Origin of the sequence: Clostridium sp. KNHs214 (assembly GCF_000744935.1) — a bacterium.
Taxonomy (GTDB): Bacteria; Bacillota; Clostridia; order Clostridiales; family Clostridiaceae; genus Haloimpatiens.
In genome coordinates, this window is record NZ_JQMW01000009.1 from 752,936 (window position 1) to 773,750 (window position 20,815).

27 protein-coding genes are annotated in these 20,815 nt (G+C 29.5%); all 27 read left to right on the top strand.

Going from position 1 to position 20,815, the window contains the following annotated elements:
• Window positions 1-2 precede the first annotated feature (2 nt).
• The gene (locus CC89_RS06000; RefSeq protein WP_051931530.1) at window positions 3-575 is read left to right on the top strand and encodes a GIY-YIG nuclease family protein; all 573 of its coding nucleotides are present in this window, start codon (window positions 3-5) and stop codon (window positions 573-575) included.
• 123 nt (window positions 576-698) lie between these two features.
• The gene (locus CC89_RS06005) at window positions 699-971 is read left to right on the top strand and encodes a hypothetical protein (protein ID WP_035290232.1); all 273 of its coding nucleotides are present in this window, start codon (window positions 699-701) and stop codon (window positions 969-971) included.
• 26 nt (window positions 972-997) lie between these two features.
• On the top strand, window positions 998-1,231 hold the full coding sequence (locus CC89_RS06010; protein WP_035290235.1) for a hypothetical protein: 234 nt from the start codon (window positions 998-1,000) through the stop codon (window positions 1,229-1,231).
• A gap of 155 nt (window positions 1,232-1,386) precedes the next feature.
• Window positions 1,387-1,791 carry a nucleoside 2-deoxyribosyltransferase domain-containing protein gene (locus CC89_RS06015; RefSeq protein ID WP_286161310.1) on the top strand — a complete coding sequence of 135 codons (405 nt, stop codon included), beginning with the start codon at window positions 1,387-1,389 and terminating at the stop codon, window positions 1,789-1,791.
• 150 nt (window positions 1,792-1,941) lie between these two features.
• A complete protein-coding gene (locus tag CC89_RS06020) occupies window positions 1,942-2,124 on the top strand; it encodes a hypothetical protein (RefSeq protein ID WP_207641499.1) in 183 nt (60 codons plus the stop codon).
• A 29-nt stretch (window positions 2,125-2,153) separates the two neighbouring features.
• Entirely contained in the window at window positions 2,154-2,393 is a 240-nt protein-coding gene (locus CC89_RS06025) for a hypothetical protein (protein ID WP_035290240.1), read from the top strand.
• 135 nt (window positions 2,394-2,528) lie between these two features.
• Window positions 2,529-2,990 (top strand): hypothetical protein, encoded by a 462-nt coding sequence (locus CC89_RS06030; protein WP_035290243.1) that lies wholly within the window; start codon window positions 2,529-2,531, stop codon window positions 2,988-2,990.
• A 22-nt stretch (window positions 2,991-3,012) separates the two neighbouring features.
• Window positions 3,013-3,465, top strand: coding sequence for a terminase small subunit (locus CC89_RS19460; RefSeq protein WP_051931532.1), 453 nt, complete (start codon window positions 3,013-3,015; stop codon window positions 3,463-3,465).
• 134 nt (window positions 3,466-3,599) lie between these two features.
• Window positions 3,600-4,172, top strand: coding sequence for a tyrosine-type recombinase/integrase (locus tag CC89_RS06040; protein WP_035290246.1), 573 nt, complete (start codon window positions 3,600-3,602; stop codon window positions 4,170-4,172).
• Between the two features lie 130 nt (window positions 4,173-4,302).
• Window positions 4,303-5,778 carry a phage terminase large subunit gene (terL, locus tag CC89_RS06045; protein ID WP_051931534.1) on the top strand — a complete coding sequence of 492 codons (1,476 nt, stop codon included), beginning with the start codon at window positions 4,303-4,305 and terminating at the stop codon, window positions 5,776-5,778.
• A gap of 15 nt (window positions 5,779-5,793) precedes the next feature.
• The gene (locus CC89_RS06050) at window positions 5,794-7,173 is read left to right on the top strand and encodes a phage portal protein (RefSeq protein ID WP_035290249.1); all 1,380 of its coding nucleotides are present in this window, start codon (window positions 5,794-5,796) and stop codon (window positions 7,171-7,173) included.
• Window positions 7,166-7,942, top strand: coding sequence for a minor capsid protein (locus tag CC89_RS06055; protein ID WP_035290252.1), 777 nt, complete (start codon window positions 7,166-7,168; stop codon window positions 7,940-7,942). The genes CC89_RS06050 and CC89_RS06055 overlap by 8 nt, the downstream gene beginning before the upstream one ends.
• A gap of 10 nt (window positions 7,943-7,952) precedes the next feature.
• The gene (locus CC89_RS06060) at window positions 7,953-8,252 is read left to right on the top strand and encodes a hypothetical protein (RefSeq protein ID WP_035290255.1); all 300 of its coding nucleotides are present in this window, start codon (window positions 7,953-7,955) and stop codon (window positions 8,250-8,252) included.
• Window positions 8,253-8,353: 101 nt separating this feature from the next.
• Window positions 8,354-8,959 (top strand): DUF4355 domain-containing protein, encoded by a 606-nt coding sequence (locus tag CC89_RS19465; RefSeq protein WP_051931536.1) that lies wholly within the window; start codon window positions 8,354-8,356, stop codon window positions 8,957-8,959.
• A gap of 115 nt (window positions 8,960-9,074) precedes the next feature.
• Window positions 9,075-9,917, top strand: coding sequence for a N4-gp56 family major capsid protein (locus tag CC89_RS06070; RefSeq protein ID WP_035290257.1), 843 nt, complete (start codon window positions 9,075-9,077; stop codon window positions 9,915-9,917).
• Window positions 9,918-9,968: 51 nt separating this feature from the next.
• The gene (locus tag CC89_RS06075) at window positions 9,969-10,262 is read left to right on the top strand and encodes a phage head-tail connector protein (RefSeq protein WP_051931538.1); all 294 of its coding nucleotides are present in this window, start codon (window positions 9,969-9,971) and stop codon (window positions 10,260-10,262) included.
• Window positions 10,259-10,576, top strand: a complete 318-nt coding sequence (locus tag CC89_RS06080; protein ID WP_035290260.1) for a hypothetical protein — start codon at window positions 10,259-10,261, stop codon at window positions 10,574-10,576. The genes CC89_RS06075 and CC89_RS06080 overlap by 4 nt, the downstream gene beginning before the upstream one ends.
• Entirely contained in the window at window positions 10,569-11,015 is a 447-nt protein-coding gene (locus tag CC89_RS06085; RefSeq protein WP_035290263.1) for an HK97-gp10 family putative phage morphogenesis protein, read from the top strand. The genes CC89_RS06080 and CC89_RS06085 overlap by 8 nt, the downstream gene beginning before the upstream one ends.
• Before the next feature lie 154 nt (window positions 11,016-11,169).
• A complete protein-coding gene (gene tnpA / locus CC89_RS06090; protein WP_035288110.1) occupies window positions 11,170-11,589 on the top strand; it encodes an IS200/IS605 family transposase in 420 nt (139 codons plus the stop codon).
• Window positions 11,590-11,705: 116 nt separating this feature from the next.
• The gene (locus tag CC89_RS06095) at window positions 11,706-12,077 is read left to right on the top strand and encodes a hypothetical protein (RefSeq protein ID WP_035290266.1); all 372 of its coding nucleotides are present in this window, start codon (window positions 11,706-11,708) and stop codon (window positions 12,075-12,077) included.
• 1 nt (window position 12,078) lies between these two features.
• Window positions 12,079-12,621 carry a hypothetical protein gene (locus tag CC89_RS06100; protein WP_035290268.1) on the top strand — a complete coding sequence of 181 codons (543 nt, stop codon included), beginning with the start codon at window positions 12,079-12,081 and terminating at the stop codon, window positions 12,619-12,621.
• Between the two features lie 60 nt (window positions 12,622-12,681).
• Entirely contained in the window at window positions 12,682-13,005 is a 324-nt protein-coding gene (locus CC89_RS06105; protein WP_035290271.1) for a hypothetical protein, read from the top strand.
• Between the two features lie 47 nt (window positions 13,006-13,052).
• Window positions 13,053-13,286 carry a hypothetical protein gene (locus CC89_RS06110; RefSeq protein WP_035290274.1) on the top strand — a complete coding sequence of 78 codons (234 nt, stop codon included), beginning with the start codon at window positions 13,053-13,055 and terminating at the stop codon, window positions 13,284-13,286.
• A gap of 36 nt (window positions 13,287-13,322) precedes the next feature.
• Window positions 13,323-13,661: a DUF4236 domain-containing protein gene (locus tag CC89_RS06115; RefSeq protein WP_035290277.1), complete on the top strand. Its 339-nt coding sequence runs from the start codon at window positions 13,323-13,325 to the stop codon at window positions 13,659-13,661.
• 65 nt (window positions 13,662-13,726) lie between these two features.
• Window positions 13,727-15,691 carry a phage tail tape measure protein gene (locus CC89_RS06120; RefSeq protein WP_035290279.1) on the top strand — a complete coding sequence of 655 codons (1,965 nt, stop codon included), beginning with the start codon at window positions 13,727-13,729 and terminating at the stop codon, window positions 15,689-15,691.
• Window positions 15,691-17,826 (top strand): hypothetical protein, encoded by a 2,136-nt coding sequence (locus CC89_RS19470; protein ID WP_051931540.1) that lies wholly within the window; start codon window positions 15,691-15,693, stop codon window positions 17,824-17,826. The genes CC89_RS06120 and CC89_RS19470 overlap by 1 nt, the downstream gene beginning before the upstream one ends.
• A 53-nt stretch (window positions 17,827-17,879) precedes the next feature.
• The gene (locus tag CC89_RS19475) at window positions 17,880-20,414 is read left to right on the top strand and encodes a phage tail spike protein (protein ID WP_051931542.1); all 2,535 of its coding nucleotides are present in this window, start codon (window positions 17,880-17,882) and stop codon (window positions 20,412-20,414) included.
• The last annotated feature ends 401 nt before the right edge of the window (window positions 20,415-20,815 follow it).

The window sequence follows — 20,815 nt, forward strand, 5'->3', positions numbered from 1 at the left end:
ATATGAAAATGAAAGTGTGTGGAATTTATGGAGTTGAGGACGTAAAAACTGGAAATATATATGTAGGACGAACAGGTGATATAGGTAAAAGGTGGAGTAATCATTCATCTTTCTTAAAATCTGGAGTATATAGATATAAAGAATTACAAGAAGCTTATAACAATGATTGTAAGAGAATTAAGTATACTATATTAGAAGAATGTAACAAAAGTGAGTTACAAGAAAGAGAAGATTGGTGGATTAAATACATAGAGAAAATTGACGGTTGGACAGTAATAAACAAACAAAAACACGGTGGAAATCATGGTGGAAGTAAAGTTAAGGATACAAGTAAAATGTGTAAAGCTCAACAAGGGGAAAATAATGGACATTGTACTAAGTTATGTGAGAGTGATGTAAAAGAAATAAAAAAATTATTAAAAAAAGGTGTAAGTCAAAAAGAATTAGCTCGACAATATAATGTTAGTCCTACACATATCAATAATATATATAAAGGTAAACGTTGGGGAAGTGTAAAAATAGAAGAAAAAAGTGCATCTACGCCAATAGACACACTAGAAAAAATTTATATGTAAATTACATTAATTTAATTATTAAATATTATATCAAAATTACAGAAAAATATACATAGCGGGATAGAAATATTTAGAGGTGTTACCGTAAAAGTAACACCTCTTATTAAAACTGGAGGTGAAAAGGTGTTTGATAGAGAAAATTACATATATACAACAAGTTTAAATAAAGCAGCTTATGTTGGATTTGTAAATAATATATACATAGAGCAAAAGAGAATAGAAGGAATTATATATTTTCTAATACCAAAAACTAAAGAAAATATAGAAGAAGCAAATAAATATTATGATTCAGTTCATGAAAAAAAAGAACTATGTGTAGATATAATTGGATATAACAGATATATAAAAATGTTAAAGGATGATAATAGAAAATTAAGATTAGAAGAACAACAATAAAATAAAATGAAAGGTGGTAATTATAAATGGAGAATATATTAGAAAGATGTAATGAAATTGATAGGAGTTTAGATAAAATAGAAAGACAAATACATAGAGGAATAAAACAATATGAATATGAAGAGAAAATGGAAGATTTTAGAAAAATAGAAAAGTTACTTCAAGAAAAGTTAGATGATATGCACGAGATTTGGAGATTAAAGGATGAGATTAGCAGATTACAAAATATACTAATAGACAATAATATTAAGTTTAGATAGAAAGGTGATGTTTGTGAATGATAAGGATATAAACTATAAATATGAAGATTTAAAATTTGAATTAAATTGTTATAAAATATTATGTTATTCTATGTTAATAATGTTAATAACATTAAATATTATTTAAATAACAATTAAGAAGGATGGTAAATGATATGAAAGATAATAAAATGAAAGTATTTTTAGGTGGAACATGTAATGAAAGTTTATGGAGAAATGACTTAATTAAATTATTAAAAATAGATTATTTTAATCCAGTAGTTGAAGATTGGACAGAGGAATGTATGGCTGAAGAACGAAAGCAAAGGAAGGAATGTGACTATTGTTTATATACTATAACTCCTAAAATGATGGGAGTTTATAGTATTGCAGAGGTGGTGGACGATAGTAACAAAAGACCAAACAAAACTATATTTTGCTTACTTGAAACAGATGATAATGATATATTTACAAAGAGTCAGGTTTATTCTTTAAATCAAGTTGGAAAAATGGTAGAGAGAAATGGTGGAAAGTATTTTAATTCACTGAAAGAAGTGGCAAACTATTTAAATAACAATTAATAAAATTATTAAAATTATTAAATTTAGAGAATAGAAGGATTTGTATGGTTTATATAGAATATTACAGTATTACAATGTATTTGTTTGGATATGTTGTAAAATATTCTATTTGGAGAGAGGTGTAGAATATAAATGCCTTCATTTAACAATTTGGATGATTTAATGAGATATGTAAGAAATAATAAAAAAGAAGTTATAGGTGAATATATCGAAGGGGAAGTAATAGAGCGTGAATGTCCTCATTGCAAGGAAAAAACACAAATTGAAATACTTGAAGATGGAAATGGTAAATGTAAGAAATGTAATAATAAAATTGATATTACGTGGAATTAAAAGAATAAAATTATAATGGAGATGACAATATGAATTTTTATAATTTAGATATTGATTACGAAAAGTTTTTAAAAAATTTTAAGGGTGTAGATATTAATAAATCAAGCGAAGTAGATATTCTTAAAGCTATTGCTTATGAAAAAAATAATAACGTAGATGAAGAATTGTGGAAAGATTTTAATGAATTAATAAAAAATAATAAAGAGGAAATTATTAAAATGCTTAGAATAGAAGCTGCTATGAAAATATCAAAAGAACATTTTAAATAGTAATTATTAGAGTATCTGAAAAGGTACTCTTTTTATTTTGTGTAAATATAAGTATTAATGAGTAAGGATTTGTGATGAACAATCACCACCTTGCTCTTTTTTAATGTAAAAAATTAATTGAGAGTGAGGGATTTTATGGGGAAAATAACTATAGATTTAAAAGATAATATCTTTAATAATTCAAATGATTTTCCAAAAGAAAAAGATTTACAAAATTATTTAGATATTAACATGAAAAGTTTTGTTAGTGATATTTTGAATTTAGACTACAAAAATCATGAACGTGAAAGTTTTATTATTAATAAAAGGTTTGGAGGTAATAAACCTAGAATTGATTTTTTAATTAATTTAAAAAATAATGAATGTGTATTAATAGAATGTAAAAATCCTAAAAATAAACATAGAGAAATTATATCAGCATTAGGACAAATTTTAGATTATATATTATTAGCAGAAAAAGCAGGTAAAAAAATCAAAGATACATATTTAGTAACAAGTAAAATTAATCAAACTGCGTTAGATATAATTGATAGATTTAAATTACCTATAAAAGTATGCTTAATAAATAAAGAAAATTTGATGATATGTAACAATTAAATATGAAAGTGAGGTGAATAAAATGGCAAGCAAAATTGTAAAAGATAATATAAAAAGCAAATTAAACGATAAGCAGAAATTATTTTGTGTAGAGTATTTAAAAGATTTGAATATTACACAAGCTTATAAAAGAGTTTACAATTGTGCTGAAGAAGAAGCAAGTGCATCTGGTAGTAGACTGTTAGGAAATGTTAATATCAAGAAGTACATAAACGATTTATTAGAAGAATATAAGGATAACTGTGATATTACTATAGGTGAAATAGTAGATAATATAAAAAAAATAGCATTAGACGATGAAGCACGACATTCTGATAAATTAAAAGCACTGGAATTATTAGCACGATATAAACAAATGTTTATAGAAAAGAAAGAATTAACTATAAATGATAATAGTAATAAGTTATCTGAGGAAGATATAAACAAACAATTAGAAGAATTAGGTGTTAATGTAGAAGATAATAACACTAAATAAAAGAAAGATTTTAATGTGAATAATACCCTTTTATACTTGAATTTTATATATTCATGGTTTATACTATAAATATAAGTGAATAATACCCTGTAATATGTATTTTAGGGTAAAAAGTATAAAAGAGGTGTTAGTTTATGAGTAAAAGAAAAATACCAGAATTTTTAACAGAAGAAGAACAACAACAACTAATTAATATATTTAATGTAAGATACTTTAATAGTTATAGAAATAAAGTAATGATACAGTTATTTTTAAATACTGGATTGAGATTATCTGAAATGATTAATCTGAAATGGAAACACATTAATTTAGCTACAGGACAGTTAAAGGTGGTACAAGGTAAAGGTAATAAAGATAGAATAGTATGGATAGGAGAAGATATACTTGAAATACTAAGAGAATACAGGATTAAACAGAACGATAAGCTAGGTGTATGTGAATATGTATTTGTAACTAATACCAAGAAACAATTAGATGATAGAGGTATTAGAAGAATGATAGATACATATGCAACTAAAGCTGGTATAACTAAACATATAAGCCCACACACATTAAGGCACACATATGCAACGGATTTATTAAGAGATACAAAGAATATAAGACTAGTACAGAAAGCTTTAGGACATAGCGATTTAAGTACAACAATGATATACACACATATAGTTGATGATGAATATGAGGATGCATTAAAGAATTTTAGAAGGTAGATAAATAAGTCTATCTTCTTTTTTTATGTGTAGATATGGGGGTACATTCAATATGGGGAGAATTACCCTATATAAAAGCTAACAAAAAAATTTTCAAATTTTCAAAAGTATTCAAGGGAGGTGGTATGGATTGGATGAGTTAGCACGAAAACGTAAAATATTAGAATTATTGAAGCAAAAAGCTATATTAGAATCTAGAGAATCATTTTGGACATTCTGTAAAACCATTGCACCAGATTTCTATAAAGAAGACCGTACATATTTAAAAAATCTATGTAACACTTTACAAAAAATTTACGAAGGTAAATTAATTAATACTAAAACCAACAAACCATACCGTAATTTAGCTTTAAGTTTACCTCCACGACATGGTAAATCACGTACAATAGGCTTATTTACGGCTTGGTGTCTAGGAATAAATAAATCCAATTCCATAATGACCGCTTCATACAACGAATCTATCGGTACTATATTTTCTAGGAATTGTAGAGATTTAATTTCTGAAACTAAAAGTAGCAACAAAATAATTTATTCTAATATATTCCCAGACACAGTTATTAAAAAGGGTAATAGTGCCGTCAATGATTGGACTATAGAGGGAGGATATAATTCATATTATGGTGGAGGTTTTGGTTCAAGTTTTACTGGTAGAGGTTGTAATTTATTAATTATAGATGACCCCATCAAAAATGCTGAAGAAGCTTTAAACGATAATGTTTTAGAAAGTATATATACACAATATACAGATACTTTAATGAGTAGAGTTGAGGGTGATGGAATAACAATAATAATACAAACTAGGTGGAATAAGAAAGACTTAATAGGAAGAGTTTTAAGTAATGATAAAGATAATTGGTATGAAGTAAATCTAAAAGCATGTGACGAAACACGTAAGCAAGATAAAATGTTATGTTCTTCAATATTGAATTATGAAAAATACTTGATGCTTAAAAAGTCCATGTCAGATTTAATATTTATGGCGAATTATAACCAAATTTGCATAGACATGAAGGGTGCATTGTATCAAAACTTAAATAAATATGAAAATATACCTAAAGATGATAAGGGTAATAGCTTATTCGAATCTATAGTTTGCTTTGTAGATACTGCCGATACAGGAAAAGACTATCTTTGTGCTATCGTGGCAGGTATTTATAATCATCAACTTTACATTTTAGATGTTGTTTATACGCAAGAAAGAATGGAAATTACTGAAGGTTTAGTAACAGATTTACTATATGAAAATAAAGTTAATGTATGTATAGTTGAAGCTAATAATGGAGGTAAAGGTTTTGCACGTAGATTACAAGATTTACTTATAGAAAAATATAATACAAACCATACAGTTATTAAATGGAAACAACAAACTAAAAATAAACAAACTAGAATACTAATGGCTTCTAGTTGGATAGAGGAAAATGTATTATTTCCTAAAAACGTAAAAGAAAGATTTGAGGAATTTTGGGAACATATAATTACATTTTCTAAGGACGGAAAAAATAAACATGATGATGCTGAAGACTGTTTAACTGCTTTGTGTGAAAATTTTGGAGATGGCTGCAAACCAATAAATAAAGCAACAAGTATTAAAATACCAGGGATTTAGGAAGGGAGTGAAAGAATGATAGATAATATAAAAATAACTATGGATATTAAAGATAATGATATTACTACAGAATTAATAAATAAATTATTAAAAATACATGATCCTATAGTTAATGATAGATTTAAAAAATTAGATGATTGCTACAGGGGAAAACATGAAATTTTAAAAAGAACAATAGATGATGCGGACAAACCCAATAATAAACCTGTATCAAATTTTTGTTCTTACATAACAGATACATTAACAGGATTCTTTGTCGGTAAACCAATATCTTATACTTCTAATAATAAAGAATATCTTACTATATTAGAAGAAATATTTAAGGATAACGATGAGCAAACAGAAAACCATGATTTGGCACACAAGTCTAGTATAAAAGGACAAAGTTTTGAATTAGTATACTTGGATGAAGAAGGTAAAATATGTTTTGATTGCTTAGACACAGATAGTGTAATTATGATTTACGATACAACTATTAAAAATATACCTTGTGCCGCTATGAGATATTATAAAATACATAATTATATAGATGATAAAGATATTATAAAAATTGATATATATACTAAAACAAATATATATCATTACACAAAAAATGAAGATACTATAACATTTGATTGTGGAGAAGAACACTATTTCAAAGAAGTACCTATCGTAGAGTTTCCTAATAATCGTTATCGTCGAGGGGATTTTGAAAATATAATAACATTGAATGATATGTATAATAAAAACTTCGCAGATATAAGCAATGATATAGAATATTTTTCTAATGCTTATTTGATTTTGGAGAATATGAGTGGTACTACTGAGGATGATATAAAAATTATGAATAACAATAGAACTATTTTAACCTCTGAGAATGGAAAAGCTTATTTTCTTACTAAACAATTAAATGACCAAGTAGTTAATAATCATAGGAATAACTTGGCTGAAGATATACACAAGATGTCATATGTGCCAGACTTGTCAAAGGAAATTAATTCTAATGTATCTGGTAGTGCATTAAAAACTAAAATGTTTACTGCATCAGACATAATAATTAATAAGGAAAGAAAATTTTATAAGGGAATACAAACTAGGATTAGATTGATAACTAATATACTAAATCTTAAAGGTTATAATTTTAATTACAAAGATATAGGTATTCATTTCCACAAAAATCTACCTACAGGACTTTATGAAACCGCTGACGATATTGTTAAAATGAGTACAAATGTAAGTAAGAAAACATTATTAACAGAGATAGGAATTGAAGATGTGGACAAAGAATTAGAACAAATTAAATCTGAACAAAATGAAACATTTAATTTAGATATGATATCAGATACAGAAACAGAAGATAAGATTAATACTAATGGCTATACAGAACATAATCATGTAGGTGATACAGATGAATAACTTACAGTATTGGCAAAAAAGGCAAGAAAAATTATTGCACTCTATTTATAATAAACAAGAAACGAATACTGTTAAATTTCTCGGAGAATATAAAACTTCTTTGGAAGAGTTGTACATTGTTGTAGATACTTTATTCAGAAAATTTAGCACAAATGGTGAATTGTCTATGACGGAAATATATAAATATGATAGATACAATAAGATGATTAATAATATTAAGGATATAGTTAAATCTTTAGGTGGAAAAGAAAAATCATTTACTAAAAATGCTCTAATAGATAACTATGTAAATGCTTGTATTGGAAGTGGTAAATTATTAAATAAAAATGGAATTGAAATTGATTTTAGTATTATACCACAAAAGCAAATTGAAAGAAGTATTAATTATCCTTGGAGCGGTGCAGACTATTCTAGTAGAATTTGGGATAATAAAAAGAAATTAATTAAAAATTTAAGTGAGACAGTAACACAAGGAATAGTACAAGGTAAATCAAACACCGATATTGCTAGAGATTTAAAAGACAGAATGAATAAAGGTGCGTACGAGTGTAGGCGTTTAGTGAGAAGTGAAACTATGCATATAGTCAATAGTGCCACATATGATACTTATAAAAAAGCAGGACTTGAGAAAGTAGAATTAATAGTTGCAAATGATGAACGACTTTGTGATGATTGTAGTAGCATGGAAGGTATTTATAATATTGAGGATGCTCCTATGTTACCAATACATGCAAATTGTCGTTGTACATTAGTACCTTACATTGAATAGGAGGGTTAATATGGATATACCTAATGGAGTTAAAATAGGTTATAAAGATTACAAAATCAATATACAAGATGCCCCTATAATTGATGGAAATGAAGTTTGCTATGGAAATATTGAATATGATAATGGAAATATAAATATTTCTTCTTTCTATAGTGAAGACCAACAGAAATGTACTTTTATACATGAATGTTTACATGGAATAGATGAAATTGTAGAAAGTAATTTAGAAGAAGAACAAGTAAGAAAATTAGGAAAAGGAATATATCAATTTATAAAGGATAATAAAAAGTTATTCATAGACATTGATTAAATGTCTTTTTTATTTTGTCCAAAACTTACTTATGACATTAAAAGATGTATGGATCTAAAAAATAATAGTCATACGGACTTAAAACGGGGAGGTAAATAATTATGGAAGATAACACAAATTTAAATACAAATACTGAAACAACTGAATCTAGTGCAGTAGATTCTAAAACACAAGAAACTACTAAAACAGATGTAGCTACAGAAACAAAGGAAAACAATGAAAAGACTTTTTCACAGGAAGATATAGAAAAGATAATTTCTAAACGTTTGGAAAGAGAAAGAAAAAAGGCTGAAGCTGAAAAATTGGAAGCTGAAAAACTTGCTAAGATGAGCGAAGCAGAAAGACAACAAGCTTTATTTGACAAAGAAAAAGCCAAATTCGAGGAAGAAAGAAAGCAATACCAAAGAGAAAAAATGGAACTTGAAATAATTAAACAAATGAATTCTAAGGGATTACCTACAGAATTTGCAAGTTATTTGATAGCAAATGATGCTGAAACTGCTTTAGATAATATCAAAACATTTGAAGCAGAGTGGCAAAAGGCTATAGAAAAGGCTGTCAATGAAAAACTCAAGGGTAATACACCAAAAGCAGGTAGTAATACAAATATAACTATAACTAGAGAAGATTTTTTAAAAATGAATTTTAGTGAACAGAATAAATTTGCAAATGAAAATCCAGAACAATATAAACAAATAATGAAATAACTATAGAAGGTTGAAATGATATATACCTAATGTAGTTATTTTTTATTGTCTTGTAAACGGCTGAATAGACAAAAAACAACGCCTACTATAATTAGAAAGAAAGAGGTAGATATATATGGCTAATACACTAATTAATAACGTAGTTTTAGGAGAGGTTATAGGTGCTACTTTACCTAATAAATTAAAATTTGCACCAGTTTCTAAAGTAAATAATACTTTAACACATGTAGCTGGAGATACTATTAAAGTAGAAAAATATGGTTACATAGGAGAAGCCGTAGATGTTGCAGAAGGAAAGGAAATACCAATCTCTGACTTAGCAATGACTTCTCAAGATGTTACCGTTAAAAAAGCTGCTAAAGGAATTAAATTAACAGATGAAGAGGTAATAAGAAGAGGACAAGAAGTTGTAAACGAAGGAAAGAAACAATTAGAAATGTCCTTGGCAGATAAAATAGACTCTGATTGCTATACTGCTTTAAAAGGTGCAAAAGCTAAATACGATGGAACAAAAGACACAATTGGTTATGAATCTATCGTTAAAGCTACTGCAATGTTTGGAGAAGAGGACGATGAAGCAAAAGTATTATTTATAAATCCACTTCAAAAGGCTTCTTTACAATTAGACTCACTATTTACTAGAGCTTCTGATATGGGAGATAAAGTTGTTTCTACTGGTGTAATAGGAGAAATAGCAGGTTGTCAAATAATCGTGAGTGGTAAAGTAAAATCTTATAAGAAAACAATAAATTCTGCTTCAACTGACGTTTTTGATAACCCAATTGTTAAAGTTGGAGCACTAGGAATAGAAATGGCTAAATCTGTTAATATAGAAGAGGATAGACACGCTAACACTAAGTCTTCTGAATACTATGGTGACGAACATTATGTTGCTTATGTAAGAGATGAAACTAAAGTTGTATTAATGACTACTTTAAAAGACAAGCCAGTTGCTTAATTGATGAGGGGTAATTTAACCCCTCTAATTTTTTAATGAGGGGGTATAATAATGTTGGAAAATATAAAATTACTATTAAACATACAAGACAATTCTAAAGACAATCTATTAAGCTATCTAATCTCTAATGCCAAACAAAAAATACTATCTTATACAAACCAAACGGAAATCTTACCACAAATGCAATACTTAGTAGATGAATTAGTTATATTACGATATAACAAACTAGGTTCTGAAGGTCTACAAAGCGAATCTTATTCTGGAATTTCCCAAACATTTAACCAAGACATTCCTGCTGATATTAAATCCCAACTAAATCAATTTAGGAGATTAAGGACATTATGATTATTAATAGGAATATGGAAAAGTACACTCTACAAGAAAAGAAAAAAGTACAATCTAAAAGTGGACAGTGGAAAGAAACTTGGGTTGATGTAAAGGAAATTGATGTGGCTATATATCCCGCAAACTATACAATTCTCACTTCTAATAATATTAAATATTCTGAATCTACAAATACTGGACTATCTACAGAAAAAAATATTAAAGAAGTTGTAAATAGAATTGTTAGAGATAATGAAATATATGAAATTACTTTTGCTAATCCTATAGGGAAGTTTACACAGTTATACCTCAAGAGGGTGATATATAATGGCTGATGTAAATGTAGTACAGAGTGCTAGGGAAGCTATTTCCAAAATGGAAAGCAAGAAAGCTGAAATAGAAAAATTGCTTGAAAAAGGTATGGAGAAAGCACTATTAACCATTGAAGCAGATGCTAAAAAGAATTGTCCAGTGGATGAAGGACGATTAAGAGCTTCTATTACACACGATACCGAAGTAGGAGACGAAGAAGTAAAAGGTAGGATTGGAACAAATGTGGAATATGCACCCTACATTGAGTTTGGTACTGGAATATATGCACAAGATGGAAATGGTAGACAAACACCTTGGAGTTGGGAAGGTGAAGGGGTTAAGTGGGAAGGTAAACACCTTACACAAGGGCAAAAGGGTAAGAGGTTTATGCAGGATGCTTTAGATTCTAATAGAGATAAGATAGGAGAAATATTTGCTGACACGTTGGAGGGGTTAAAATGATATATGCTATTTTAAATAAATGACAAAATTAATCCCCATGCTATGCATGGGAGAATAGGGTAAGCAGTAGCGTTACATGGAATAATACAAAACCTCCTATGTTATAATGATATTGGTTTCGCAGGCCATATCAAAAACAGAGGAGGCGGTCCAAATGGACAATAGTAGTTTATCACATTGTAGATGGAATTGCACGTATCACATAGTTTTCATACCAAAGTATAGGAGAAAGATATTATATGGCAATATAAAAAGAGATTTGGGAGAGATATTGAGAAAGTTATGTGAAATGAAAAGAGTAACATTGGTAGAAGGGAAGATATGCAAGGATCATATACATATGTATGTAAGTATTCCACCCAAATTAAGTATATCAGAATTTATGGGTTATCTTAAAGGTAAAAGTGCACTTATGATATTTGATAAGTACCCAAATAAAACATCAAAGTGGGATAGACATTTTTGGGCAAAAGGGTACTATGTTTCAAGTGTAGGTAACGTAGACGAGGAAACAATATTAGAATATATAAAAAATCAAGAGGAGAAAGATAAGCAGGAAGATGGTTTAAGATAATACCTCTTTAGAGGTTGTAAGTACCATGGCCTGTGAAAGACACCTTTAGGTGTGGCTGGTAAAAAGCCCTTATAGGGCTGAAAATAAACCACCACTTGGAGTGGTGGTTGTTAACTTTGAATAATGATATTGAATTAAATTCCCTTCTAGGTTCTACGTTAGAGGATTCTAAAATATATCCACTATTTACAAGAAATAATGATACTTGTATTGTATATACAGATAGTATTGTTAGCGGTGGAGATATAAGGGAAAATAGATTGGAATTAAGAATTATATGTGATGATTATGACAAAATGATAGAAATTGAAAAGAGAATAAATAAATTGTTAGATATAAAGGAATATGAACAAACATTTACATATGAAAATATTAGTATTTTAAAATCTTCTTTAGTTGGTGGTGGAACATTGGAAAATGATGCTACACATACAATAGAGAGGATTTTGTTATTTCAAATAAAATGGAAAGAAAGAGAGGTAATATAATATGGCAGTTAAAGATGATGAAGTAATTTTAGGTAGTGGAAAACTATATATAAGCGAGTACGATGGAAAAGCTATACCAGAAGATAGTGTAATTGAAGTTGAAACAAATAGTGTTGGTAGAATAAAGGGTGGTGCTTCTTTAGAATACAAGCCATCCGAATATGAAGTTACAGATGATGACGGTGAGGTTGTAAAAAGATTTATAACTAAAGAAGAGGTAACATTTAAATCTGGAATATTAACTTGGGCGATAGAAAACTTAGAAAAGCTAACTCCTGCAAAAGTAAGTGATGATTCTACTAAGCATGTAAAAACATTAAAGATAGGTGGAGCAAAAGCACTTAAAAATCAAGTTCTTAGATTTGTACATACTAAAGATAATGAAAATAAACTAAGAATATCCATGGTTGCTACTGCGGGAAATGGTTTTGTGCTACAATTCAACGGTGATAAAGAAACTGTAATAGATGCTGAATTTAAAGCAATAAGCCAAACAGATGGAACACTTGTAGAAATAAAAGATGAATATACCGCAACAGTATAGTAGGGTAGTTTTAAGCTACCCTTTTTATAATTTATAAAAAATGAAGGGAGAATGATATAAATGAGTAAAATATTAGATTTAAGTGTATTCCAAGAGGAAACTTTTGACATAAAATTTAGTGAGGATGATGTATTGCATGTTAAGAAACCAAGTGAGGATTTGGCTATAAAAATATTGGCACATGTGAATATAAAAGGTGATATTGAACCACAAGAAATGTTAAAGATAACTAGAGACATGACACTTAGTATATTAAATCACAATAAAGACAATAGAAAATTTGATAGCAAATTTGTAAAAGAAAAATTACATTTGAATATGCAAATTGCTATTATTAAATCTTATACAGAATTTATGACTGAATTGGAGAATAACCCAAACTAGCAGTCCCCACTGTACCAAGCGTAAATAACTGTGGGGACTTTGATTTAATGGAATATATAATGTATAGAATACGTATGGTTATAAAATACACTAATATGACACAAGAACAAGTATTGCAAATGCCACATGATTTATTCTTAGCTAATTTTAAATATTCTTTTATCGAAGATAAAATGAGTACAGAGGAAGGTAGGGAATACTTAAAGAAAGCACATAGATTACAACAAGTAGAACCAGATTATGACAAAATACAAAAGCTAAAAGGTTACAAAAAAGAATAATTGTGGTATAGTTAATATCAATAGGAGGAGATAAAAATGAGTTGGCAATTTAGAAAAAGCAAAAGTTTAGGCAATGGAATAAGGTTAAATTTTGGCAAAAATGGAATAGGAATTAGTGGCGGGATAAAAGGATTACGATACAGTAAAGGTACAGATGGAAAAATAAGACGAACCATTTCTATCCCGCACACAGGATTAAGAAATACGGAAGTTATAAGTAATAATAAAATTGAAAACAATAAACATACAAATATATTAATTAGTGCTTTATTACTACCATTTAAATTAGCATGGTGGTTTACTAAATATTTAGTTTTAGGAATAACATTAGGTGCAATAGGAACACTAATTGGAACAAAAAATAAAAGAAGATAGAAAAATACACTCTTAAAAAAAGGGTGTATTTTTTATGCCTTTTTTGAAGGGAGTGATATATACATATGGCTATGATAGATCTAGGAAAACTAGGTTTTGATTTGGTATTAAATAAAAAAGGTTGGAACGAAAGTTTTGATGGTGCTAATGAAGACATAGAAAAAAATGAAAGTAAGTGGAAGAGTTTTGCTGGTAATATAGGTGGAAAAATAAAAACTGGAATAACGGGAGCAGTAGTTGGTATAGGTGCGGCAGTAGGTGGCATGGCAGTGGCAGGAATTAAAAACGTTGTTGAATTGGATGACCATATGGCAAAATTTCAAGCGCATACTGGCATGACAGAAGAAGAAACAAAAAAAGTAAAAGATACTGTAATGGATTTGTACAAAGTAAATGAGGATAGCTATGAAGATATAGCGAAAACTGCAGAGGCAATGAGCACGGCATTAGGTATGAATGCTGATGATATAAAAAAATACGCACAGAACTATATGAACTATGCGAAAGTAACGGGACAAGCTAATGATGAAGCGGTAGGGGCTATAGACGACCTCGGAGACGCGTGGGGGTTAACTTCGGACGAAGCTGTTCTTTCTATGGACAAGTTGCTTGTACTTAGTCAAGATTATGGCATGAGCGTACAGGATGCACAAGCAGGATTAACTAAAATGGCTCCTGCGGCAAAAGCAGTTGGAATGTCTATGGATGAAGCCACTGGTTATATGGCTATGTTTGCACAGACTGGTATAGATGCACAGACTGCAAGTACCGCATTTTCTAAAGCACTACAAAAAGTTAAATCTCCAGAAGAATTAAAAAAGCTAACAAAAGACATATCTGAATGTGAAGACCCCATGAAAAGAGCACAGATGGCAAGTGAAATTTTTGGTGCTAAAGCGGGTCCCCAAATGGCACAAGCTTTGGGAGAAAGCGACCTTGACATAGAAAAGTTTATAAAAAGTATGGGTGAAACGGAAGGTGCGGTATCCAAAGCTTCTGATTCTTATGACAAATCTCTTAAAGTACAGTTAAATTTGCTAAAAAAACAATTTATGGGATTATTTACGGAATTGGGAGAAAAGCTAAGTCCTTTGATAGAAAAATTCGTGGGATGGCTACAAGAAAATATGCCCATCATACAAGAAATTTTAACAAAATTATTTGAATCTGTTGGATATTTATTAGAAATTACAATAGGGAATGTAAGTAAATTACTACAAGCGTTTATTGATTGGTTTAATGGTTCAAGCGAAGGTGCAACAGAATTTAAAGAATTTTTAAGTAGTGTATTTGATTCTATTAAACAAATAATGGATGGATTAAAAACCTTTGTTGGGGAAGCTCTTAAAGCAATAAAGGATTTTTGGAAAAATAACGGTGAACAAATAAAGGCTATAGTAGTACCAATTTGGAATAGCATTAAGATAATAATAAAAACAGCGTTAGATATAATTAAAAATATTATAAAGGTAGCAACTGGAATTATAAAAGGTGATTGGGGACAAGTATGGGAAGGTGTAAAAGGTATATTTAAATCCGCTTGGGAAGGTATGAAAAAACTATTACCTAACTTACTTAAAGGATTAGTTGAAATAATAAAAGGTGCCGCTAAGTTATTCTTTGGCGCAGGTAAGGCAATTTTTAAAGGTGTATGGGAAGGTATGAAAAATATATGGAGAGACTTAACTGGTTGGGTAGGTAAAAAGGTTGAATGGCTAAAAGATAAATTAATGTTTTGGCGAAAAGGTAAGAATGAAATGAGTGATAGTGGTGGATATAATGGAAGTCACTATAACGGACTTGATTATGTACCATATGATGGTTATATAGCTAGATTACACCAAGGCGAAAGAGTTTTAACTAAAGAAGAAAATAAGGCATTAACAAGTGGAGATTTAGGTGGAAATGGTGGAATAAATATAACGATAGATAAATTTGTAAACGATAGAAAACAAAGTGTACAGAGTTTTGCTGAAGAACTTGAATTTTACAAAAAACAATATAATTTAAGTAGAGGAGGTGCTTATTAATGCAATCTTATTTTATTTTCAATAATACTAACAGCTTGGATATGGGGATAGTAGTTAATAAGCTACCCCAAATTATTAAATCAGAAAAAAATGTAGAAAAAATAGAAGTGCTAGGTAGAGACGGTTTTCTAACAAAAGATTATAAAACATATAAATCCACTGTTAAATCTGTAGAATGTACATTAATGGATGGAAATATAGATAAAATATGTGCTTGGCTAGATGGTAGTGATGAGGTTATATTTTCTAATGAATCTGACAAAATTTATAAAGCTACAATAATTAATCAGATACCTTTTGAGAAAATTATACCATTAGCATATAGATTTATAGTTCAATTTGAATGTCAGCCATTAAAACATTTAAAAGATGAAAATGAAATAAATTGGGAAGTAGAAACAACTAGCAATTCAGTTTTAGGAAATATAGTTAGTACGAATGCCACTTGTGATGGAATGATGAATATTGAGATAGGTGGTAATACATTAAAAAACGAAATACAGAATGGAGATTTTAGTAATGGAACTACTGGGTGGATGGGAAACTTATCATCTATTAGTGTTGAAAATAATGTTTTAACAGCATCTCCTAACGATGCTGGAGCTAGAGGTGTTTATACTATGATAAATGGTACAGCACAACACAAATACTATGTCAGTTGCAATATATACACTGATTATGCTGATTCAATTGAAATAGGGATAGAAGGTGCTAGAGTAAGCTGTGCAGATGTGCCAACCAATATTTGGAAAAGATATTCAGTTATCAGTTCCTTTAATAATTCTAATGCAGTAACTTTTTATCAAAGAATTCTAAATTGGAGTTCGGAAAAGAAAATTAAGTTTAAGGAAATGCTTTGTATAGACCTAACCGCCATGTTTGGAACAGGTAACGAGCCTACGAAAGAATGGTGCGATGCTAATATAAAGTGGTTTGATGGTATTAAATCAGTAGGCGAAGTTGAGGGCAATAAAATAGAAGCTTTATCGTGTGGGAAAAACTTAGCGAATTTTAATGATTGGTATATTGGATATGGAACAGGAATTAAAAATACAGATAGTTATACTTTAGATAATAATTCACATTTACGAATTAAGAAAAATGTTGTAATAGGTAAAACTTACACCATATCAAGTAATAATAACAATTTTATACTTAGACTTAGAGATAATAACCAAATATTACTACCAGAGGTTACTGGAAGAAGTTATACTGCAACACAAAATATAATAACATTTGAAATATTTAATAAAACAGGAATAACGCAAACTTATGGAGATTTACAGATAGAAGAAGGTACAACCGCAACACCATACGAACCTCACAAGAGCGATAAATTAGACATTTTAAACATTGTTTTAAGAGGTTTTAATAACGTTAGAGACCTTGCTAGTGGAGATACGATTACTAGAAAAATAGGTAAAATGGTACTAAATGGTACAGAAAGTAACTGGAGGTATTTCGGTACAAATACAACACATGCTTACATGGCTCTAGACCCTTGGAATGGTAAAAGTAATTCTGTGTTACTTTGTGATAAACTTCCGTATTTAACATATGATGAATATATGGCTAAAAATAAAAATGGGGTTTACGCCACAGCAAGTGGATTAGTATTTGTATATGAAAAAGGTGGTATAACAACAATAGAACAATTAAAACAAACATTAGCAACACTAGCACCTACAGTTTACTACGAACTAGCAACACCGTTTATAGAAAAATTACCACAACCATTAACATTACAGAGTTTTAAGGGCGGTACATTGCAAGTTAATACCGATATACCACCATACATTAAAGAATGGCATACGATTAACAAGAAGAAAATAAATATATGCAATAATGGTACACTTGAATGTAAACCGATTATATCAGTTGTAGGTACAGGAGATATAATACTTCATATTGAACACAACAATTCTACCAAAGATATATTGCTAAAAAATATAGAAGATTCCATAACAATTAATACAGATATAGAGGAATGTTACAAAGAATACAATGGAGTTTTAGAAGGACAAAACAATAAACTATATTCAGACTTTCCAGTTTTCTCGGTAGGAGAGTCTACCATAACATGGGAAGGGAATATACAATTAATAAAAATTAAAAAAAATGAATGTTATTTATAAGGTATTTCCGTTTTGGAAGTACCTTATTTGAATATTGGAGGTGAAAATAATACATGATTAATGTTTACGATAAACGTGAGAAAGATTTTGGACACATGGGATTATGTGTGTTGAATGAATGTATAAGTTGCGTTGTCACAGAAGAATTAAACGGATTATATAAATTAGAAATGGAGTATCCTATTACAGAAAGTGAAAAGTATAAATATCTTACAGAAGAAAATATTATAAAAGTACCTACACCCGAATATGGAAAACAGTTATTCCGTATAACTCACAAGAGGGAGAATGAAAAATCTATACACATTGTTGCTTATCATATTTTCTATGACCTTTTAGACAACATGGTACTTGACAGTAGACCAACAGATACATTAGCAGATGACGCTATAAAGAAATTACTAGCTGATTCTATAGTACAAATGGGATTTGTAGGTTCTAGTGATATTACTACAGTTTCTACTGGTTATTATATTAGAAAAAATATTGTTGATTGTCTATTGGGAAATGATGAAAATAGCTTTCTTAACCGTTGGGGTGGTGAAATAGTAAGAGATAATTTCAATATAATTATGAAAAATCATAGGGGAGTTGATAGAGGATTTACGCTCAAATATGGTAAAAATATAACTGGAATAGAAGTACAAACAGACACAACGGAACTATGTACGAGAGTAATATCAACTTGTCTAAACTCTATAAATAATACAGTTATAGAGCTACCCGAAAAATTCATAGACAGTCCTCTTATAAGTAATTATAGTCACCCATATATAGTTGAAAAAAGATTTGATGATATACAATTAGTTGCTGATAACCAAGAGGGAATACATGATATTAATGAAATATATAGGTTGCTAAGAGAAAAAACAAATAAACTATTCTCTGAACAACATATTGATGTACCAAAGAGTAACTTTAGAGTTGATTTTGTATCCCTCTTTGACACAGAAGAATACAAGGAATATAAAATATTAGAGAAATGTTTTATTGGTGATTCAGTAACAATTAATTATGAACCGCTTAGTATACACATACAAGCTAGGATAATAAGCTATCAGTATGATTGTATTTCTCAAAAGTATATAAAATTAGAATTAGGTAACTATGTTGACAAGTTTGGATCCGAAACTAAAAGAGAGATAAATAAATTAAGTAAGGATATAAACTATAGCAACAAAAGATTGACTAATCAGGAAAATGTATTAAATTCATATACTACAGAGTTAGCTAATTTGTCACAAATGCTAATAGTTGACAAAGAAAAATTAGTTGAAATGTTAAAAGCTGATGAAAAATTTCAAACATTAGAAGAAAATAAACAGAAAGAATATATAGATGAATTGAATAAAATAAACGAAAGTAGTGAAGATTATGAAATCGACTTAATAAATCTTAAAATTTGTAATTGGGACATAACATATGATACTTACATTGAACTTAAAAATATGTTAAATAATATAAAAAATAATGTAATGAAAAGATTAAATAGCGTACAAAATTCTGTAGATATGTTAAAAGAAAATCTACAGTCCACAAAATCTGAACTAGAAAAATCTATGAATGATTCTATTGATGTAATCCAAAAAGGACTCGGCGGCTATGTAGTTAAGCGTAATGGCGAAATTCTAATCATGGACACCGAAGACCCTTCAACAGCGACACAAGTATGGAGATGGAACAAAAATGGATTGGCTTATTCACGTGGCTATAACATCCCCGAATCTGAGTGGGAAACCGCTATCGACATGTATGGGAGAATTAATTGTAATTTCTTAGGAGCAGGACAGATAAAAGCCGTTGACATTGAGGGAAGTATAATCAAGGGTGGAACTTTTATTGCTACAGACGGAGAGAGGAGCATTCTTGACGAAAATGCTACAAGAAAATTGATAATGGACGCTGGTCATGTGTGGCTACAAGGTAAAGATAAAACATGGCTTGATTACAATAAGAAAATAGAGACATCCTTGGAACCCGCCCAAATTGTACTGACTAATACAATAGATATGCAAAATGGTTGGTTGAGCTCGAATAAACCAGCTCGTACCGAATATGAGCCTAATGGTATTTTTCAAGATGGTACACCAGGAACGGATGGAGAGTGGAAAAAAGCTATTGATTTTACAATAGCTACACCAAAGCTAAGTCTGCATACCGATGTAATAGAAACTGACCCAACGGGGCTATTTAACACACAAGTAGTAGCTAAATTTAATGAAAAATACGGCTTTTGGACAACAAACACAGGAGATTATTGGCATCCTATAATTCCGAATGGTGGCTGGGGTTGGTACGGTGGTAATTATAGTGATTTAGTTTGTAAAATGGAAGGATGTGGTGTTGTTAGATTGAGAGGTATGATAAGAAACAGTAACGGAACTGCTAGTAGTGGGAGCGTTATAGCTACATTAGACCCACCCTATAGACCAACATTCAGGGAGATATTTAGTGTTAATACGGGCGGAAATGTTGTTGGAAGAGTAGATATAGACCCCAATGGAGATATATGTTATATGAGTGGAAACGTGGAGTATATCAGTTTTTCTGGAATAACATTTGATTCAGTATCACAGATAGAGAATTAAAAAATATTATGGTGATTATACCGAGTGTGACGGTTAGAGTATTACTCACTAGTATGGTAAACTTTATTAAAATTAATATAGTCGGTATGGAGACGAAAAACCCATATCCATTGGTCGGTATGAAGACCTAAAACTCATTACCATTACAGAGTAAACTGCTAAAAATCAATGGAAGGATGACTTTTGTCATCCTTTTGTTTATGAGGGGGAAGAAATGAAAGAAACAACTTTCAAAGAAAGAGTAAAAAATAAAGCAATAGTAGAAGCAAAAAATTAAATAAAAATCAAAAATAATATTTAATTAATTTTAAAAATAGTACCAATAGGAGGTGGAAAATAATATATAAAAATATTAGAAATTTGGTATTGGGATTTTGATAATATTGAAGAAACATTAGAGA